Source organism: Bacteroidota bacterium (genome assembly GCA_013360915.1).
Taxonomy (GTDB): domain Bacteria; phylum Bacteroidota; class JABWAT01; order JABWAT01; family JABWAT01; genus JABWAT01.
In genome coordinates this window covers 107,334-122,717 of the sequence record JABWAT010000003.1, presented here as the reverse complement: position 1 = coordinate 122,717, position 15,384 = coordinate 107,334, and the positions used below count along the sequence as shown (strand labels likewise).

The following is a 15,384-nucleotide window of genomic DNA, read 5'->3' as shown; positions in this document are numbered from 1 at the left end:
GGTACCGGGAGGGGACTGATAATCTGTTAAATTCTCAGCAAGCCAAAATGATTCATAAGTTATTTAATAATATATACTTATGACTGTTTTTTGCCATTGTATTCAAATCAATTCTCGCGGGAGTTAGACCACCTGAAGGCCGCTCAGGAGGTCATAAGCCTTGCCGAACCACTTTTCGGGGGCAAGGCCCTTCCATTCGGGTACTCTGATTCCAAGCGTGAGTATTCCCTTCTGATCGGTGAAGGTATGTGGGTAGGTTACAACTGTTAATTTATTCAGTAGTTGTTCAAAGTATCCGTTTTTGAAAAACCGATGGTCGGCAGGCGGGAACTGAAGCTGCATCTGATCATGCTGAAGAGCGATTTTAACAGCTCCGATTTTCTGTCCTGCCAACCGGATCCGGGTTTCCCATACCAATACTTTTGCCTCAATGGGAGGCTGGCCAAACCGGTCATTCATTTCTGCTTCAAGTTCTGAAATCTGTTCTGGTTGGGTTGAACGGGAAAGCCGCTTGTAAACATCAAACCGAAGGGCTGGCTCGTCAATATAGGTTTCAGGGAGCTGACCAGATACCCATGACTCAACCACCACTTCTCTGACAATCAATCGCTTGGGTTGACGGGCAAACAAATCGGAAAATTCCTCATCTTTTAATTCTTCAACTGCATCTTCCAGCAACTGGTGATACAGTTCTAATCCCATGGTCTCAGTAAATCCCGATTGTTCCATTCCAAGTATGTTTCCGCTGCCGCGCAGATCCAGGTCTCTCATCGCCACATTGAACCCGCTCCCAAGATCAGAAAACTCCTCGATGGTCAGTAACCGGCGAATGGAGTCCTTTTTGAGTAAAGTCATAGGTGGAATCAACAGATAACAGTATCCCTGCGTGGTGGAACGACCCACCCGACCTTTCAACTGATACAGCTCAGCCAGGCCAAACCGGTCAGCACGATTTATGATGATGGTGTTGGCGTTGGGGATATCCACTCCGCTTTCTACAATATTGGTGGAAAGAAGGACGTCGATTTCCCTGCTCACAAAAGCATGCATGATGTCTTCCAGCTCCCGGCCGGTCATTTTTCCATGGGCCACCTGAATCCGGATGCGTGGAAGCAGCCGTTTTAAAAAGTTTGCCATGGCATAAATGCTTTTCACCCGGTTGTGAATGAAGAAGACCTGCCCGCCTCGGTTCAGTTCCTGCAGAACGATGGTTTTGATTTTATCCTCGGCAAACGGTTCAACCGATACCCTGATCGGTCTTCTGTTCACTGGTGGAGTTGCAATCAGGGAAAGATCCCGGGCCCCCATCATGCTCAGCTGCATGGTCCGGGGAATGGGTGTCGCACTGAGAGATAGTATATCGACGTTCGTTTTGAGACTTTTAATCCGTTCCTTTTCCTTGACCCCGAACCGATGCTCTTCATCGATAATCAGCAGCCCCAGGTCCTTGAAGGCCACTTCGCTTCCAAGCAGGCTGGTCGTCCCGATGATGATATCTATTTTTCCTGCTGCCAGTTGCTCTTTAATTTCCTTCAGTTCCCGTGATGTTCTGAACCTGGACATTACATCCACCCGGACCGGAAAGGCACTCATGCGTTTCCTGAAGGTCTGAACATGTTGTTCGGCCAGAATGGTGGTTGGAACGAGCACAGCCACCTGTTTGGTATCCTGTACGGCTTTAAAGGCTGCACGTACTGCGATTTCTGTTTTTCCGAAACCCACATCCCCGCATATCAGCCTGTCCATTGGACTTTCGTTCTCCATGTCGGCGGCCACTTCCTTCCATGCCTTTTCCTGATCGGGAGTGTCTTCATACATAAAAGACGCTTCCAATTCAGCGGACCAGGCCGTTCGGGGACCAAACGAGTACCCTTTGCTTTGCTTCCGTTTGGCATACAACCCGATCAGTTCGCGGGCATATTCTTTGATTTTGTTTCTGGTTTGCTGGCGTTTTCGCTCCCATTCCGGAGCCCCCAGCTTATTCAGCTCGGTGATCCCGGCTTCTCTTGACCGGTACCGGGCGATTTTATCGACCATTTTCACATTCAGAAACAGCACATCCCTGTTCTGAAACTCGATACGGATCACCTCATTCTCCCGGTCACCGATACGGATCTTCGTCAGGCCAATGAATTTTCCAATCCCATGGTCCTCATGGACCACAAAATCTCCCCGTCTTATCTCTGAGAGATTCTGAATTTTAAACTCATTTCTGATTCTGATCTGATGACGGGCTGAAGGTCGCCGGTACCGGTCGAACACCTGATGTTCGGCCAGCAACAACAGTTTACTGTCGGGCAGTTCAAAGCCCTCATGAAAGGAAGGCTTAACGAGCGTTACGCGTTGTTCCAGACCAAGTCCGGCCAGCAGCGTCCTTATCCGTTCTTCCTGTGAGGGCAAATCATAAGAAACCAGCACCCGGTATCCGCTTTGTACATATTCCGCCACCCTGGCCTGGAACGTTTTTTCTCCAACCGAAAGGCTCGATTGTACCTTCACAGAGGGGTGTTCAACCGGCCAGCGAAACCGGAAAACAGGAAAGAAATCAAAATAGGAAGCGAGTTCCTCCCAGGAGGACACCTGGACTGGTGTTCCCGTGGCATCGATCCCTCCGCTCTTTTTTACCTCTCCCACCAAAGACCGGCAATCGGTTTCATTTACAAAGGCAATCCGATCATCCGATTGGAGGTAATCAAACAAACACACCTGACTTTTCAATCCTCTTGACTGGCTGTATCCCGGATAGATGGTGGTGGTGGATACGGGCTGCAGACTTAATTGTGTCCTGGGATCGAACAAGCGGATGGACTCCACCACATCCCCGAAGAAGTCAATACGGACCGGTGCTTCCTGACCAAAACTGAACACATCCACCAACCCGCCCCTTACCGCATAGTCTCCCGGTCTGGTTACGATGGTTTCCCGTTGATACGAAAGACCCTCCAGTTTCTGCAGAAACGGCTCCCATGAATGAACCATTCCTGCCTTTATTTGGATCTGTTTGGTAAAAAAGTCTTTTGGTGGGGGGACCTTCTGCACCAGGGAACGGGCAGAAAGAAAGATAATCGCCCGTTTGGTTTCCTGTAATAAACGCAGGGTTTCAACCCGCTCACTCAGTAAGCGTATCTCATTTTCTTCAGAATAGACGCGTTCCCAATTGAATTCTTCGTAATGAAACACAACCAGATTGGCATCGATGCTCTCCAAATCATCCCGGAAAGCCTGTATCTGATTGTCGGATGGAACAACAACCAGAAGCCTTCCCTCTCCGGATAGATACAGATGATGAAGGTAAAAGGCTGCTGCAGACGATTCGGGTAATCCGATTTCCTGATTCCCAACTGCAGGACCAATGGCCTTTATCGTTTCACGTGAAACATCGGATAGAAGCGGATTCATGAATGGTATAAAACGAGAGGGTCCTTTTCGATCAGCTCTCTGGCGACAGTCGGAATTACCTTTCTCTGGTGGCAAACCAACGCTGTTTTGAGTTGGAAATCTGATCGTTCCAGGTAGGTTCTGCATTCGTCTGCTGGCAAAGCGGTCAGTTCCATCATGGTCTTTACTGCCCGTGCTTTCAGCTTTTCATTCACTGCTACCAGATCAACCATTCTGTTTTTGTAGGTTTTTCCCAGGCGGATAAAAGTGATGGAAGAAAAGAGATTCAGCACCATTTTAGTCAGCGTGCCTGATTTCAGACGGGTAGAGCCCGTTATCATCTCATTTCCTGCCTGAAGAGGCAACAGATGATCCACATAGCTGTAGGCGCTTAATTCTGTTGTATTGCATACAAGAAGTCCGGTCATCCCGCCCACTTCCTTATGGGCCATGAGGAACTCAAGTACCCACGGTGTTCTGCTGGAAGCGGTTATTCCGATTACCAGGTCCTCTGGTCTGATCGAGGATGATTGATAATCAACCCGGGCCTGTTCCCGATTATCCTCCGCTCCTTCGACCGATGATCTTAGTGCACGGTCTCCTCCGGCGATGACTCCTCTGACCATTGTCGGCGGAACCCCGAATGTAGGTGGACATTCAGACGAATCCAGTACACCCAATCTTCCCGATGTACCGGCTCCTGCATAAATTACTGACCCTCCGTTTCCCAGTATGGAAACGGCCCGATCAATCAGTCTGGATAGTAAAGGAATGACTGGTTCGAGACTCGTCACCATCCGATGGTAGTCTGCAAGCTGATACTGAAGGATGGATTCATTGGATTCCAGACACCAGTCTGGCCACTCTTCAGACGTGGTTTCGGTTGCCAGCCGACCCAGTTGGAGGATCAGTTGATCTTGTGTTTTTTTATCCATATTTCAGCCACGAGTTTGTTCTCTCCGATTTCTTCATGTCCGAACAGATCAATGGAATGAAGTCGGATATCCTCAATCAATTGCTTCGATGCCATGGGTAATTGTTTCAACTCTTCGGTGAAGGTCGTTCCCTTCAGCAGAATAAACTGTTGGGTCTGGGTGGCCATCCACGTCTTGCCCCACTTAAATAAGTCGGTCAGATCTGCAACAGCCCTGGCCACCACCACCTTGGCTGGGTAATGACTTCCTAGCTCTTCAATCCGGCCACGGATTGCTTTGCAATTGGTTAACCCCAGGTACTGAATCATCTCCTGCTGTGCATCTGATTTCTTCTGAATACTGTCGATCAGTGCAACCGATTGTCGGGGCAGGCAAATGGAAAGGGGGATACCGGGAATCCCTCCCCCGCTCCCCCAGTCAGCCAGGGAACCATCATCGGGTATGGTACAATAATACAGGATGGTAAGAGCGTGAGCGATATGGCGCCTGATGATTCCCTCTTCGTCCTTCCGCGAGACCAGATTATGAATCTGATTGATTTCTCTGAGTCCGGCGCCATAGCGAAGAAGTTGATCCACTTGTTCAACTGTCAAGGACAGCTGGTTACGGTCAGCAAAGAGTTCCAGCCACTTTCGTTCTGATTCAGCCCATTGTAAAAACGTTTCACGTGGAACCATTTAATGCCTCAGATAAATCAGCAACACACTTACATCAGAGGCGGTCACTCCCGGTATCCGGCTGGCCTGACCAATGGTTTCTGGTTTCATGCGTTTCAGTTTTTCGCGACCTTCCGTAGACAGAGATTTGATGGAATCATAGTTCATTTTATCGGGAATGGGATAGCCATCCATCTGATGAACCTTTTCAATCTGCTCCAATTCCCGCTTCAGATAGCCCTCGTATTTTATCTCAATTTCAGCATCCGGCAAATAGCTTTCCGAATGGTCGAAATTCGTCATAAGTACTTGTATTTCTTGAACTTGAGAGGATATTTCCGCCAAATCGACTTCCGGACGCTTTAATAAGTCGGAAAGTTTCACTTTTTGTTCAATCGGAGTGGATCCGCACCGCTCCAGATACGTGTTAACCTGTGCCGGTGTGACGGCAATCCGTTGTGAAAGCTGAAATAGTTCCTGAATGAAGGTCCGTTTGGAGACCATTCTTTTGTACTTCCACTCATCCACCAGTCCAAGCTGATATCCCATTTCCATCAGCCGGCGATCTGCATTGTCCTGACGAAGAGCAATGCGGTGTTCGGCCCGGCTGGTAAACATCCGGTAAGGTTCGTCGGTCCCCTTGCTGACCAGATCATCCATGAGCACTCCCATGTAGGCTTCACTTCGTTTCAGAACGAAGGGGTCTGCGTTCCTGCAATAAAGACCCGCGTTGATTCCGGCCACGAGTCCCTGGGCGGCAGCCTCTTCGTATCCGCTGGTACCATTAATCTGACCGGCGAAGAAAAGCCCCCTGATGGTTTTTGTTTCGGTGCTGACCCGAATCTGATACGGCGGAAAATAATCATACTCGATGGCATAACCCGGTCTGATCATTTTCACTTTCTCAAGACCCGGAATGGTGCGCAGTGCCTGGTACTGTACCGGTTCGGGTAAGGAGGTCGAGAAACCATTGATATACATTTCGTTGGTGCCGATTCCTTCCGGCTCCAGAAACAACTGATGTGATTCTTTGTCGGCAAACCGATTGATCTTGTCCTCAATCGACGGACAGTAACGCGGACCGATTCCCTGAATCCGTCCGGTAAACATGGGACTTTCATCAAAGCCGGTTTTTAAAACGGAATGGGTTTCCTCGGTGGTACGCGTCATGTACATGTCGATTTGCGGCTGCGTGATACCCGACGAATAGAATGAAAAGGGAGAGGGCGGTGTGTCCCCGGGCTGAGCTTCGACTTTGCTGTAGTCCACTGACCGGCTGTCAATCCGGGGAGGAGTGCCTGTTTTCAGACGGCCAAAGACAAATCCATGATTCACCAAAGTCTCGGTAATGCCGGTACTCGAAGCTTCCCCACTCCTGCCTCCGTGCAGGTTTTTTAATCCGATATGCATCAATCCGTTCATGAAAGTACCCGTCGTCAGCACAACCGCCCGGGCTCGGATTGTCACTCCAAGTGTGGTTCTGATACCGGTAACCCGCCGGTCCTCAATGATCAGATCATGAACCGAATCCTGCCTGAACGAAAGGCTGGGGAGCGTTTCGAGTAGTTTTCTCATGGTGATTGCGTAGGCCGTCCGATCTGCCTGGGCTCGCGGAGACCAGACCGCTGGTCCTTTGCTGCGGTTCAGCATTCTGAACTGAATTCCTGTCTGATCAATGACCCGGCCCATCACACCACCCAGGGCATCGATTTCTCTGACGAGATGACCCTTGGCGGTTCCTCCGATGGCCGGATTGCAGGACATCTGAGCAATGGTATTCAGATTCATGGTTACCATCAGGGTGTTCAAACCCATTCTGGCTGAAGCCCAGGCTGCCTCACAACCGGCATGGCCTCCGCCAACTACAATGACATCGTAAGTTTCGTCTACTACAAACACCCTGCTTACTTCCCTATACAAAACGACGAAAAGATATGACCAAGAATCTCATCTGTTGTCACCTCGCCGGTGATCTCTCCGATACAGTTGATCGCCCGACGGATATCCGCAGATATAAAGTCCGGACTGACCGACATTTGAATGGCATGCTTTGCTTCGGTCAGATGGCGGCTGGCTGCTTCCATGGCATGAAAGTGACGGGCATTGGTTACCGATTCAGCCGCAGCATCCAGCGGACGATCTCCGGTGGCCGTCCTGATCAGAAGAGAGGTAAGCACTTCCATTCCCTCTCCCGTTCGTGCGCTGATCTGACAATCCCGGTCAAAGAGAATCGCCCCTGGCTGATCACTCTTGCTGGCCACCACTAAAACGGACATCTGCGGATGGTCCTGCTTCAACTGATTTATAAAAGCCCGCTCATTTTCATCCGGACCGACTCCGTTGTCGATCAGATAGATCAGAACAGCCGCCTGCCGGATTGCCTCATGGGTCCGTTCCACGCCAAGACGTTCAACAATGTCAGTGGTTTCTCTTAAGCCAGCTGTGTCCGTTACAATAAACCGAAGACCACCCAGTGAGAGCTGCACATCGAGTGTATCCCGTGTGGTTCCTGGTATGTCCGTCACAATAGCCCGATCCTCGCCGGTCAGTGTGTTCAATAACGTCGATTTGCCGGCATTGGGTTTCCCGGCGATGACCAGCCGGATCCCATCACGGATGATCCGTCCGACCAGATAACTTTCCATCAGATTGGAAAGATAAGCGGTGGTATCATCAATTCTGGAAAGCAGATCCTCCCGCGAAGCAAACTCAACATCCTCCTCTGAAAAATCCAATTCGAGTTCAAGAAGAGAAATGAGATGAATCAGCTGAGCTCTCAGAGAGGCCAGCTTTTTTGAATAGGATCCTGAAAGTTGATACAGCGATGCCTGACGAGACAGTTGGGTGGATGAATGAATCAGATCGGCGATGGCCTCGGCCTGGGCCAGATCAATCCGGCCATTGAGGTAAGCACGTTGGGTGAACTCACCCGGGTCAGCCGGCCGGACTCCTGATCTAAACAATTCCTGGAGAATAGCCTGATACAGGACAGGTCCCCCATGGCAGGAAATTTCAACTGTATCCTCGGTGGTAAAACTTTTGGGGGAACGGAAAACGGCGCAGATCACCTCATCAATGATCTGTTTATCGTGGCCGGCGAATTTTGAATAATGAAGGGTGTTACCTGCAGCTTTTTCAAGACCAGGCTGGGTAAGAAAGCCAGCCACCTTTTCGATGGAACCAGGTCCCGATACTCTGATCACAGCCAGGCCGGCATAACCCGGTGGTGTGGCCAGTGCTGCAATCAGATCATCGGTGGGTCTCATCCTGGTTTTTTATCAGAGGCTCCTGATTCCAGCAAGCTGGATTGACGACGGTTGAAGAACCAGGTTTGTGCGATCGTCAGCAGGTTAAACAGGAAGTAGTACATGTTCAGACCAGAGGATAAGTTATTGAATATCAATAACATCATGATCGGAAATACCCACATCATAATGGCAGCCTGTTCCTTGTTTGTCTGGGGCTGAAGTTTCATTTGCCAGATTTGTGAACAAGCGACCAGCAAAGCAAACAAGGAGATATGAGCACCATAAATCGGAATATGGAATGGCAATGGCACCAGAACATCGGGCAGACTCAGATCCGAAATCCAGAGGAATTCAGCCTGACGAAACTCGATGGCATTTGCGAAGACGATATAGAGCGCAAACAGAATGGGCATTTGCAGAAGCAGTGGCAGACAGCCTCCCAGCGGATTGTACCCGTGTTCACGGTACAATTTCAGCATTTCCTGCTGCATTCGCTCCTTATCGTTGGAGTACTTATCCTGTATTTCCTTCATTTTAGGAGCCACTTCAGCCATTTTTTTAAATCCGGCTGTCTGACTTTCGGTCAGTGGATAAAGGAGAATTTTGATCAGGATAGTAAAGACGATGATGACAAGACCCCAGGAAGGAATCCAGTCATGAAGGAAGATAAATAGCGGTAAAATGAAATATTCAGAAATCGGCTTTACCAGATAAGGTAAACCCAGAGACATGATGTTGTGAAGTTCAAGATCCAGTCCCTTCAGGTAATAGTAATCAAGCGGCGTCAGGAAAATGGTCGAGGTTTTACTGAAGTAGGATTCACGCTGATAGGAGAAAAAGTGAACCATGGTATACTTTTCCTCGGGGTGACCGTTCTTGTCATTATAAGTTCGGCCGGTCAGCCGCACGGAGCCAGCCTTCTGATCGGTATTCAGAATGGCCACAGCGAAGTATTTGGTTCTGATAGAAGACCAGTTAAACGCTTTGGGATAGATGAGTTCTTCATCTTCATCGGTGGCGGTGGCATTCAGATAGTCATTGTCTTCGTCTGATCTGAACATGGCCTCTGCCGAAGAAGCTTCCACAGTTTTATCAGGTTCGGTCAGGCGAAGTCCATCTTTCCATTGCAGTTGGATCTGTTGTGCCGCAAGCCCATTCTGCCATCCGCTCAGGTAGAGCTGATGTCCGATTCTGAAGCCGGAACCATAGAAACGATACACCATTCCGATGATTTCCCCGGCACGAGTCTTAGATTCAAAGCGAATGGTAACCGAATCACCTGGAGAATTCAGCTGAAACAGGCTGTCACTTCCCGATACCTGAAAAGTCAGGGATTGAGTTTGCAGCAAAGCGCCATCAGCCAGTTGCAGCTGATAATTCAGTCCGTGACCTGCTCCGCCCGGAAGCAATTCAGCGGGAGACCCGTTTTCGAGATAGTGGTTGACTTTAAAGCTGGTCAGACGTGCGCCATCCCGGGACAATTTGGCAGTGTACTCTTTGGTGATCACTGTCAGCGTCTCCGGGCCAGTCACAGGTACAAACCGGCTGGTATCGGTGGTTACCTGGTTGGTTTGGGGTTGCTCGGGTTGGATCTGAACCGGTTTCTGTTCAGCCACAACCGTGGAATCGGTAACCTGAGCCGGAGTCCGGCTGACATAGTCCCTTTGCTGTTCATAGGACCAGTAAAACCAACCGATGAAGATGACGGTAATTAAAACCAGACCAATAACTTGTTGACGATCCATAAATCTCCAAGATCAGGGAAGGGGGTCAAAACCTCCGGGATGGAAAGGATGGCATTTCAGGATTCGCCTGAAGCCCAGCAGACTTCCTTTCCAGGCACCGTATTTCTCAATTGCAAGACTCGTGTAAACTGAACAGGTGGGAACAAACCGACAGGAAGCAGGAAGCCATGGCGATATAATTGCCTGGTATCCTTTAATGACGAGCAGAAAAACCTTTTTCACCAAGTGCCACCAGACGGCCCACAACCGATTCTACCGATGATTGAATTTCTTTCCATCCGGGACTGGTACCTGTCACACTCCGGTAGGAAAGTACAATTGACAGGGTATTGTCCACAGGAACGGGAATCCGCTGCAGCTCAGAAAACCGGAGCCGGATGGACTCGCGCATCCATCTGCGGATCTGGTTTCTCCGGACCGCATTGCCAACCCGGCGAGAGATGGTAAATGCCACCTGAACGGGTTCCTGTGGCTGATACCGGTTGGGTTCTAACAGGAACCGGACCAGGACTGATGAGGACCGGAAGACGGATCCATTTTCATAAATGGCCGTTAACCGGTCTTTTCCTCTGATTACCCGTGAGCGGTAGAGTCCCTTTGACTCCCTGGCTTCAGGCACTCAGATAAATCAGAACGAATCGCTGACGGTCAGACGCTTTCTTCCTTTTGCACGCCGGCGCTTCAACACCAACCGACCATTTTTTGAGGCCATCCGTGACCGGAATCCATGCTTGTTTTTACGCTTCCGGTTACTTGGCTGAAAAGTCCGTTTCATAACTAAAGGTCCCCACCATTAAATTTTAAAGAACCGCAAATTTAGATTTTTATCTATCCTGATGCAAGTCTGAGTGCATTCATCCAAACAGATTGTTCAGGCGGCGGTCTATCATCTGAAGTACAACTCCAAAATCTTCGGCCCGGTTCACAAAGTCGAGATCATCTGTTTCAATGATCAGCTTGGGCCCCATGGAGTACCGGGCAATCCAGTCTTCATACAATGAATTCAATCGGTTGAGGTAGTCGATAGAGATCGCCGATTCGTAGTCCCTACCCCGTTTCTGTATCTGCCTGACCAGGGTTGGAACCGAGGCCCTCAGATAAACCAGCAGATCGGGAATCTCGAGAAAGGAGGTCATTTCTCTGTATATTGCCAGATAATTCTGATAATCCCGCTCATCCATCTTGCCGATTTCATACAGGTTTCTGGCAAAGATTTCTGCGTCCTCATAGATGGTCCGATCCATGATGATGGACTCTTTTGACCCTGCCAGCTGATTCTGCTGACGAAAACGGGAGGATAGAAAGTAAATCTGAAGATGGAACGACCATCTCGACATGTCATTGTAGAAATCTTCGAGATAGGGATTGTCATCCACCGATTCGAAAAAAGGACGGAAACCGTACTGTTTTGCCAGCAACGTGGTAATCGATGATTTGCCCGACCCGATGCTTCCTGCAATGCCAATAAAAAAGCGCCTGTTGCCTGCCACTCAGAGACTCATTTCAATTTTCCGGCGGATGTCATCCAGCGTCCGGCGGTATTTATCGTTTGTTTCTGCCTGATTCTGCACCGACTCACAGGCATGAATGACGGTGGTATGATCACGCCGTCCGAAATGCAGACCAATGGTTTTCAGGCTGGATTGGGTAAATTCTTTTGCCAGATACATGGCAATCTGGCGGGCCCGAACAATTTCCTGTTTTCGGGTTGAATCTCTGAGCAGGTCATCAGGAATCCCGAAGTACTCACTGACAATCCGCTGAATCGCCTCAATTGACAAATTGATTTTTGAGGGTTTGATAATATCACGCAGGGTATCCCGGGCCATGGCCAGTGTGATGGTCGCATGGGTGAGACTTGATTGGGCAATTAACTTTACCAGACATCCTTCCAGTTGTCTGACATTGTTGGTGACATTAAGGGCGATGTATTCAATAATTTCCGGTTCGAGGGTAAAATCCTGTTCACGGCTTTTATGATGAAGAATCGCGATACGGGTCTCGAGGTCAGGCGGTTGAATGTCGGCTGCCAGTCCCCATTGAAACCGGCTGAGTAACCGTTCTTCAAAAAACTTCATGTCCTTTGGCGGCCGGTCACTGGTCAGAACGATCTGCCGTCCGCTTTGATGAAGGGTATTAAAGATGTGGAAGAATTCTTCCTGGGTTTTTTCCTTACCCGAAAAAAACTGAACATCATCCATCAGAAGCAGATCAACCCCCCTGTAGAAGGTTGTAAACTCACTCACCCGGTTGTTCTGAATGGCATTCACAAAATCTATTGTGAACCGTTCAGAGGACAGGTAAACCACCTTCTTATTAGGTTTATGGTGTTTAACCCGGTTACCGATGGCTTGCAGCAAGTGGGTCTTGCCCAGTCCAACCCCTCCATATATAAAGAGTGGATTGAAACTGTTGCCACCTGGGTTATCTGAAACGGCAAAGGCGGCCGCCCTTGCCAGTTGATTGCTGTCTCCCTTGATGAAAGAATCAAAAGTGTGGCGTGGATTGAGATTGGAATCGATCGAGTCACCCACAGCAGGGGCCTCCGGACGGACCGGCTTATCGGCAGAAGACGGCCGTTTGCCTGTTGGTTCCTGCTGAACGGATGTGCGAACCGGATCGGGAAGTGGATCGGGTCCGGAATCTTCCTGTGCAATCTGATACTTTAATACTGCCGAGGCTCCCAGTGTGTGGGTAATGCTTTTCCGGATGGTATTCAGAAAGTTCGATTCCAGCCATTCATAATGAAACTTACTGGGAACCTGTATGATCAGTTCGTTACCCACCAGGTTGACAGCTGTGATTGGTTCAAACCAGGTTTTGAACGCCTGTGCAGAAACATCACTGCGGATGCCTTTCAGACACTTGTTCCAGATTTCCCGCGCATCGGGTGAATAAACCATACTGATCATGTTGGCAGAGTAAAGGAAAGAAATCAACGAGCGAATACCGGATATGAATCCGGGGAGCAAAATTAGAGCAGAGCGACCGAATTTCAACATTTTATCCCCATTGAAGAGAAGGGTCGGATAAAGTTTTCCCCATTGTCAAAAATTTCTGTAAGTAACTGTTTTTAAATAATTTATATGCAGAATATTATCTTTTTCAATCCTCTTTTTTACCCGAGATTCTCAAGGATCGGTCGTTTTTCCACCAGTTTTCCACATTCCGGGAAGGAGCCATTCTGCTGGGCCATCAGACTTCAGGTAGACCACTGTGATTGGTTGGGAAAAAAGCCACACTCATCTATCCTTTTATTAACTTTTTTAACATAACAGGTTCATTGGACTTACTTTTTTTCGTAATTTCACGTTGCTGAGTTATGCATGCTGGTCCTTTGATTTCCTGATATTTATTGCGAAATCAGTATTTTTTTAAGGGTTTCTGATTATTTCCTTAATTTTTTAAGCAGCATTCTTGATCAACGATAACTTTATTAATATTTTTGCAGGAAGAAACTATGGTAGAAAAGTTGGACAGTATCGATCTGAAGATTCTTCAGATTCTGATGGAAAACGGACGCCGGCGCCGTAACGAGATTGCAGCGGAAGTGGGCCTGTCCCTGCCGGCCGTCAGTGAACGGATGAAGAAGATGACAGACAAGGGTATCATTAAAGGGTACTCGGTCATTCTGGATGCCAAACGACTTGGTTTCGACATCACAGCATTTATTGCAGTAAATGTGGATGGCAGCAAGTACTATGACAGTTTCACTGAAAAGGTAAAGGAAACTGAGCATATCACTGAATGTCATTCGGTTACCGGTGAAGGAAGCCATCTGCTCAAGATCAAAGTGAGAAATACCTCAGAAATTGAGTGGCTGCTGAGCAAAATTCAATCATGGGACGGCGTACATGGCACAAAAACCAGTATCGTCCTTTCCACGATGAAGGAAAGTACAGTGATCCCTCTCCCGGAATGATTGTTTAATCAAAACAAAAGGAGAACTCCATGAGTAAGAACGAAGCCATTGCAAAAGTAATGGCCACCATTAAAGACCATAACGTGAAGTTTATTGACTTCAAGTTCATGGACTTTATCGGCAGTCTTCAACACATCACCTATCCCGTCAGCATGTTCTCGGAAGAGACCTTCACTGAAGGAAAACCTTTCGACGGATCTTCCATCCGCGGATGGAAATCCATTCATGAGTCTGACATGCTCATGATCCCGGATCCGGAATCGGCCTTTATCGATCCGTTCTACGCCGAAACCACCCTGTCACTTTACTGCGATATTTACGATCCGCTCACCCGCGAGCGCTACGATCGCTGTACCCGCGGTATTGCCGAAAAAGCAGAAGCCTACATTCGTTCTACCGGAATCGCTGATACCATCTTCTTTGGACCCGAAGCAGAATTTTTCGTCTTTGATGACGTTCGTTACGATGTATCCGGTAACTACAGCTATTACAATGTAGATTCTTTTGAGGCAGCCTGGAACACCGGACGCGATGAAGGACCCAACCTGGGTTACAAAAACCGGGTGAAGGAAGGGTATGTTCCTGTTGCTCCGAAGGATAAACTGGCTGATTTGCGGATGGCCATGTCCAATGTTCTCGAAAGTGTTGGTCTGACTGTTGAAGTTCTTCATCACGAAGTGGCCTCTGCGGGTCAATGTGAAATCGGTATCCGGTTCAATACATTGACCAAGTGTGCAGATAACCTCAGCACATTCAAGTATGTGATCAAAAACGTGGCTTACCAGAATGGCAAGTCCGTTACCTTCATGCCCAAACCCATTCAGGGTGACAACGGATCTGGAATGCACTGTCACCAGTCCTTGTGGAAAGATGGCAAAAACCTCTTCTTCGGAAATGGTTACGGAAATCTTTCTGAAACCGCCCTCTATTATATCGGCGGAATTCTGAAACATGCTCCTGCCCTTCTGGCCCTGACCAATCCGACCCTGAACTCATATCACCGTCTGGTTCCCGGCTATGAAGCACCAGTAAACCTGGCCTATTCACAACGGAACCGTTCTGCCTCCATCCGGATTCCTGTCACAGGAGCTTCCGCCAAGGCAAAACGGATCGAGTTCCGTTGTCCGGATCCGAGCTGTAATCCCTACCTGGCCTTTGCTGCCATGGCCATGGCCGGTATTGATGGCGTGATCAATAAGATTCACCCGGGTGATCCGCTCGATAAGGATATCTATGATATGAAGCCGGAAGAACTGGCCAATGTTCCTTCCACACCTGCTTCTCTGTATGAGGCGCTTAAAAACCTCGAAGCCAGCCATGACTGGCTAACCCGCGGCGGAGTATTCCCCGAGGATGTGGTTAAGCACTGGATCTCTTACAAGATGGAAAAGGAAGTAAAACCTGCTTCCCTGTATCCGCATCCGATCGAATTCGCTTACTACTACGATGTGTAAGCCTTCCCGGACTATCTGATCAACAAAAAAGCCCGGCTAAACCGGG

At 48.7% G+C, this 15,384-nt stretch carries 13 protein-coding genes; 2 read left to right on the top strand and 11 right to left on the bottom strand.

Annotation, left to right across the window (positions count from 1 at the left end):
• Positions 1-123: 123 nt before the first annotated feature.
• The 11 genes from mfd to dnaA all read right to left on the bottom strand — a co-directional run bounded on the left by mfd (position 124) and on the right by dnaA (position 12,865).
• Positions 124-3,399, bottom strand: coding sequence for a transcription-repair coupling factor (mfd, locus tag HUU10_06845; GenBank protein ID NUQ81313.1), 3,276 nt, complete (start codon positions 3,397-3,399; stop codon positions 124-126).
• Positions 3,396-4,313 carry an N-acetylmuramic acid 6-phosphate etherase gene (locus tag HUU10_06840; protein NUQ81312.1) on the bottom strand — a complete coding sequence of 306 codons (918 nt, stop codon included), beginning with the start codon at positions 4,311-4,313 and terminating at the stop codon, positions 3,396-3,398. The genes mfd and HUU10_06840 overlap by 4 nt, the downstream gene beginning before the upstream one ends.
• Entirely contained in the window at positions 4,286-4,990 is a 705-nt protein-coding gene (gene rsmG / locus HUU10_06835; protein NUQ81311.1) for a 16S rRNA (guanine(527)-N(7))-methyltransferase RsmG, read from the bottom strand. Before rsmG ends, HUU10_06840 begins: the two co-directional genes overlap by 28 nt.
• Positions 4,991-6,868, bottom strand: coding sequence for a tRNA uridine-5-carboxymethylaminomethyl(34) synthesis enzyme MnmG (mnmG, locus tag HUU10_06830; protein ID NUQ81310.1), 1,878 nt, complete (start codon positions 6,866-6,868; stop codon positions 4,991-4,993). It lies immediately after the preceding gene.
• A 5-nt stretch (positions 6,869-6,873) separates the two neighbouring features.
• The gene (gene mnmE, locus HUU10_06825; GenBank protein ID NUQ81309.1) at positions 6,874-8,235 is read right to left on the bottom strand and encodes a tRNA uridine-5-carboxymethylaminomethyl(34) synthesis GTPase MnmE; all 1,362 of its coding nucleotides are present in this window, start codon (positions 8,233-8,235) and stop codon (positions 6,874-6,876) included.
• Positions 8,232-9,962 (bottom strand): membrane protein insertase YidC, encoded by a 1,731-nt coding sequence (gene yidC / locus HUU10_06820; GenBank protein ID NUQ81308.1) that lies wholly within the window; start codon positions 9,960-9,962, stop codon positions 8,232-8,234. Before yidC ends, mnmE begins: the two co-directional genes overlap by 4 nt.
• Positions 9,963-9,974: 12 nt before the next feature.
• Positions 9,975-10,184 (bottom strand): membrane protein insertion efficiency factor YidD, encoded by a 210-nt coding sequence (gene yidD / locus HUU10_06815; GenBank protein ID NUQ81307.1) that lies wholly within the window; start codon positions 10,182-10,184, stop codon positions 9,975-9,977.
• Complete coding sequence (rnpA, locus tag HUU10_06810) at positions 10,156-10,581, bottom strand: ribonuclease P protein component (GenBank protein NUQ81306.1); 426 nt, start codon at positions 10,579-10,581, stop codon at positions 10,156-10,158. The genes yidD and rnpA overlap by 29 nt, the downstream gene beginning before the upstream one ends.
• 9 nt (positions 10,582-10,590) lie before the next feature.
• The gene (gene rpmH / locus HUU10_06805; GenBank protein ID NUQ81305.1) at positions 10,591-10,737 is read right to left on the bottom strand and encodes a 50S ribosomal protein L34; all 147 of its coding nucleotides are present in this window, start codon (positions 10,735-10,737) and stop codon (positions 10,591-10,593) included.
• Positions 10,738-10,816: 79 nt separating this feature from the next.
• Positions 10,817-11,428, bottom strand: a complete 612-nt coding sequence (locus HUU10_06800; protein NUQ81304.1) for a deoxynucleoside kinase — start codon at positions 11,426-11,428, stop codon at positions 10,817-10,819.
• A 24-nt stretch (positions 11,429-11,452) separates the two neighbouring features.
• Positions 11,453-12,865 carry a chromosomal replication initiator protein DnaA gene (gene dnaA, locus HUU10_06795; GenBank protein ID NUQ81303.1) on the bottom strand — a complete coding sequence of 471 codons (1,413 nt, stop codon included), beginning with the start codon at positions 12,863-12,865 and terminating at the stop codon, positions 11,453-11,455.
• Between the two features lie 557 nt (positions 12,866-13,422).
• Here dnaA and HUU10_06790 point away from each other — a divergent pair.
• Both HUU10_06790 and glnA read left to right on the top strand, forming a co-directional pair.
• On the top strand, positions 13,423-13,884 hold the full coding sequence (locus tag HUU10_06790; GenBank protein ID NUQ81302.1) for an Lrp/AsnC family transcriptional regulator: 462 nt from the start codon (positions 13,423-13,425) through the stop codon (positions 13,882-13,884).
• Between the two features lie 29 nt (positions 13,885-13,913).
• The gene (gene glnA, locus HUU10_06785; protein ID NUQ81301.1) at positions 13,914-15,338 is read left to right on the top strand and encodes a type I glutamate--ammonia ligase; all 1,425 of its coding nucleotides are present in this window, start codon (positions 13,914-13,916) and stop codon (positions 15,336-15,338) included.
• Positions 15,339-15,384 lie beyond the last annotated feature (46 nt).

Excerpts from the sequence above, each read along its gene's own strand:
- HUU10_06790 (NUQ81302.1), top strand. The coding sequence starts at position 13,423 with ATGGTAGAAAAGTTGGACAGTATCGATCTGAAGATTCTTCAGATTCTG.
- HUU10_06840 (NUQ81312.1), bottom strand. The coding sequence starts at position 4,313 with ATGGATAAAAAAACACAAGATCAACTGATCCTCCAACTGGGTCGGCTG.
- mfd (NUQ81313.1), bottom strand. The coding sequence starts at position 3,399 with ATGAATCCGCTTCTATCCGATGTTTCACGTGAAACGATAAAGGCCATT.
- glnA (NUQ81301.1), top strand. The coding sequence starts at position 13,914 with ATGAGTAAGAACGAAGCCATTGCAAAAGTAATGGCCACCATTAAAGAC.
- rpmH (NUQ81305.1), bottom strand. The coding sequence starts at position 10,737 with ATGAAACGGACTTTTCAGCCAAGTAACCGGAAGCGTAAAAACAAGCAT.
- dnaA (NUQ81303.1), bottom strand. The coding sequence starts at position 12,865 with ATGGTTTATTCACCCGATGCGCGGGAAATCTGGAACAAGTGTCTGAAA.
- mnmE (NUQ81309.1), bottom strand. The coding sequence starts at position 8,235 with ATGAGACCCACCGATGATCTGATTGCAGCACTGGCCACACCACCGGGT.
- rsmG (NUQ81311.1), bottom strand. The coding sequence starts at position 4,990 with ATGGTTCCACGTGAAACGTTTTTACAATGGGCTGAATCAGAACGAAAG.
- yidC (NUQ81308.1), bottom strand. The coding sequence starts at position 9,962 with ATGGATCGTCAACAAGTTATTGGTCTGGTTTTAATTACCGTCATCTTC.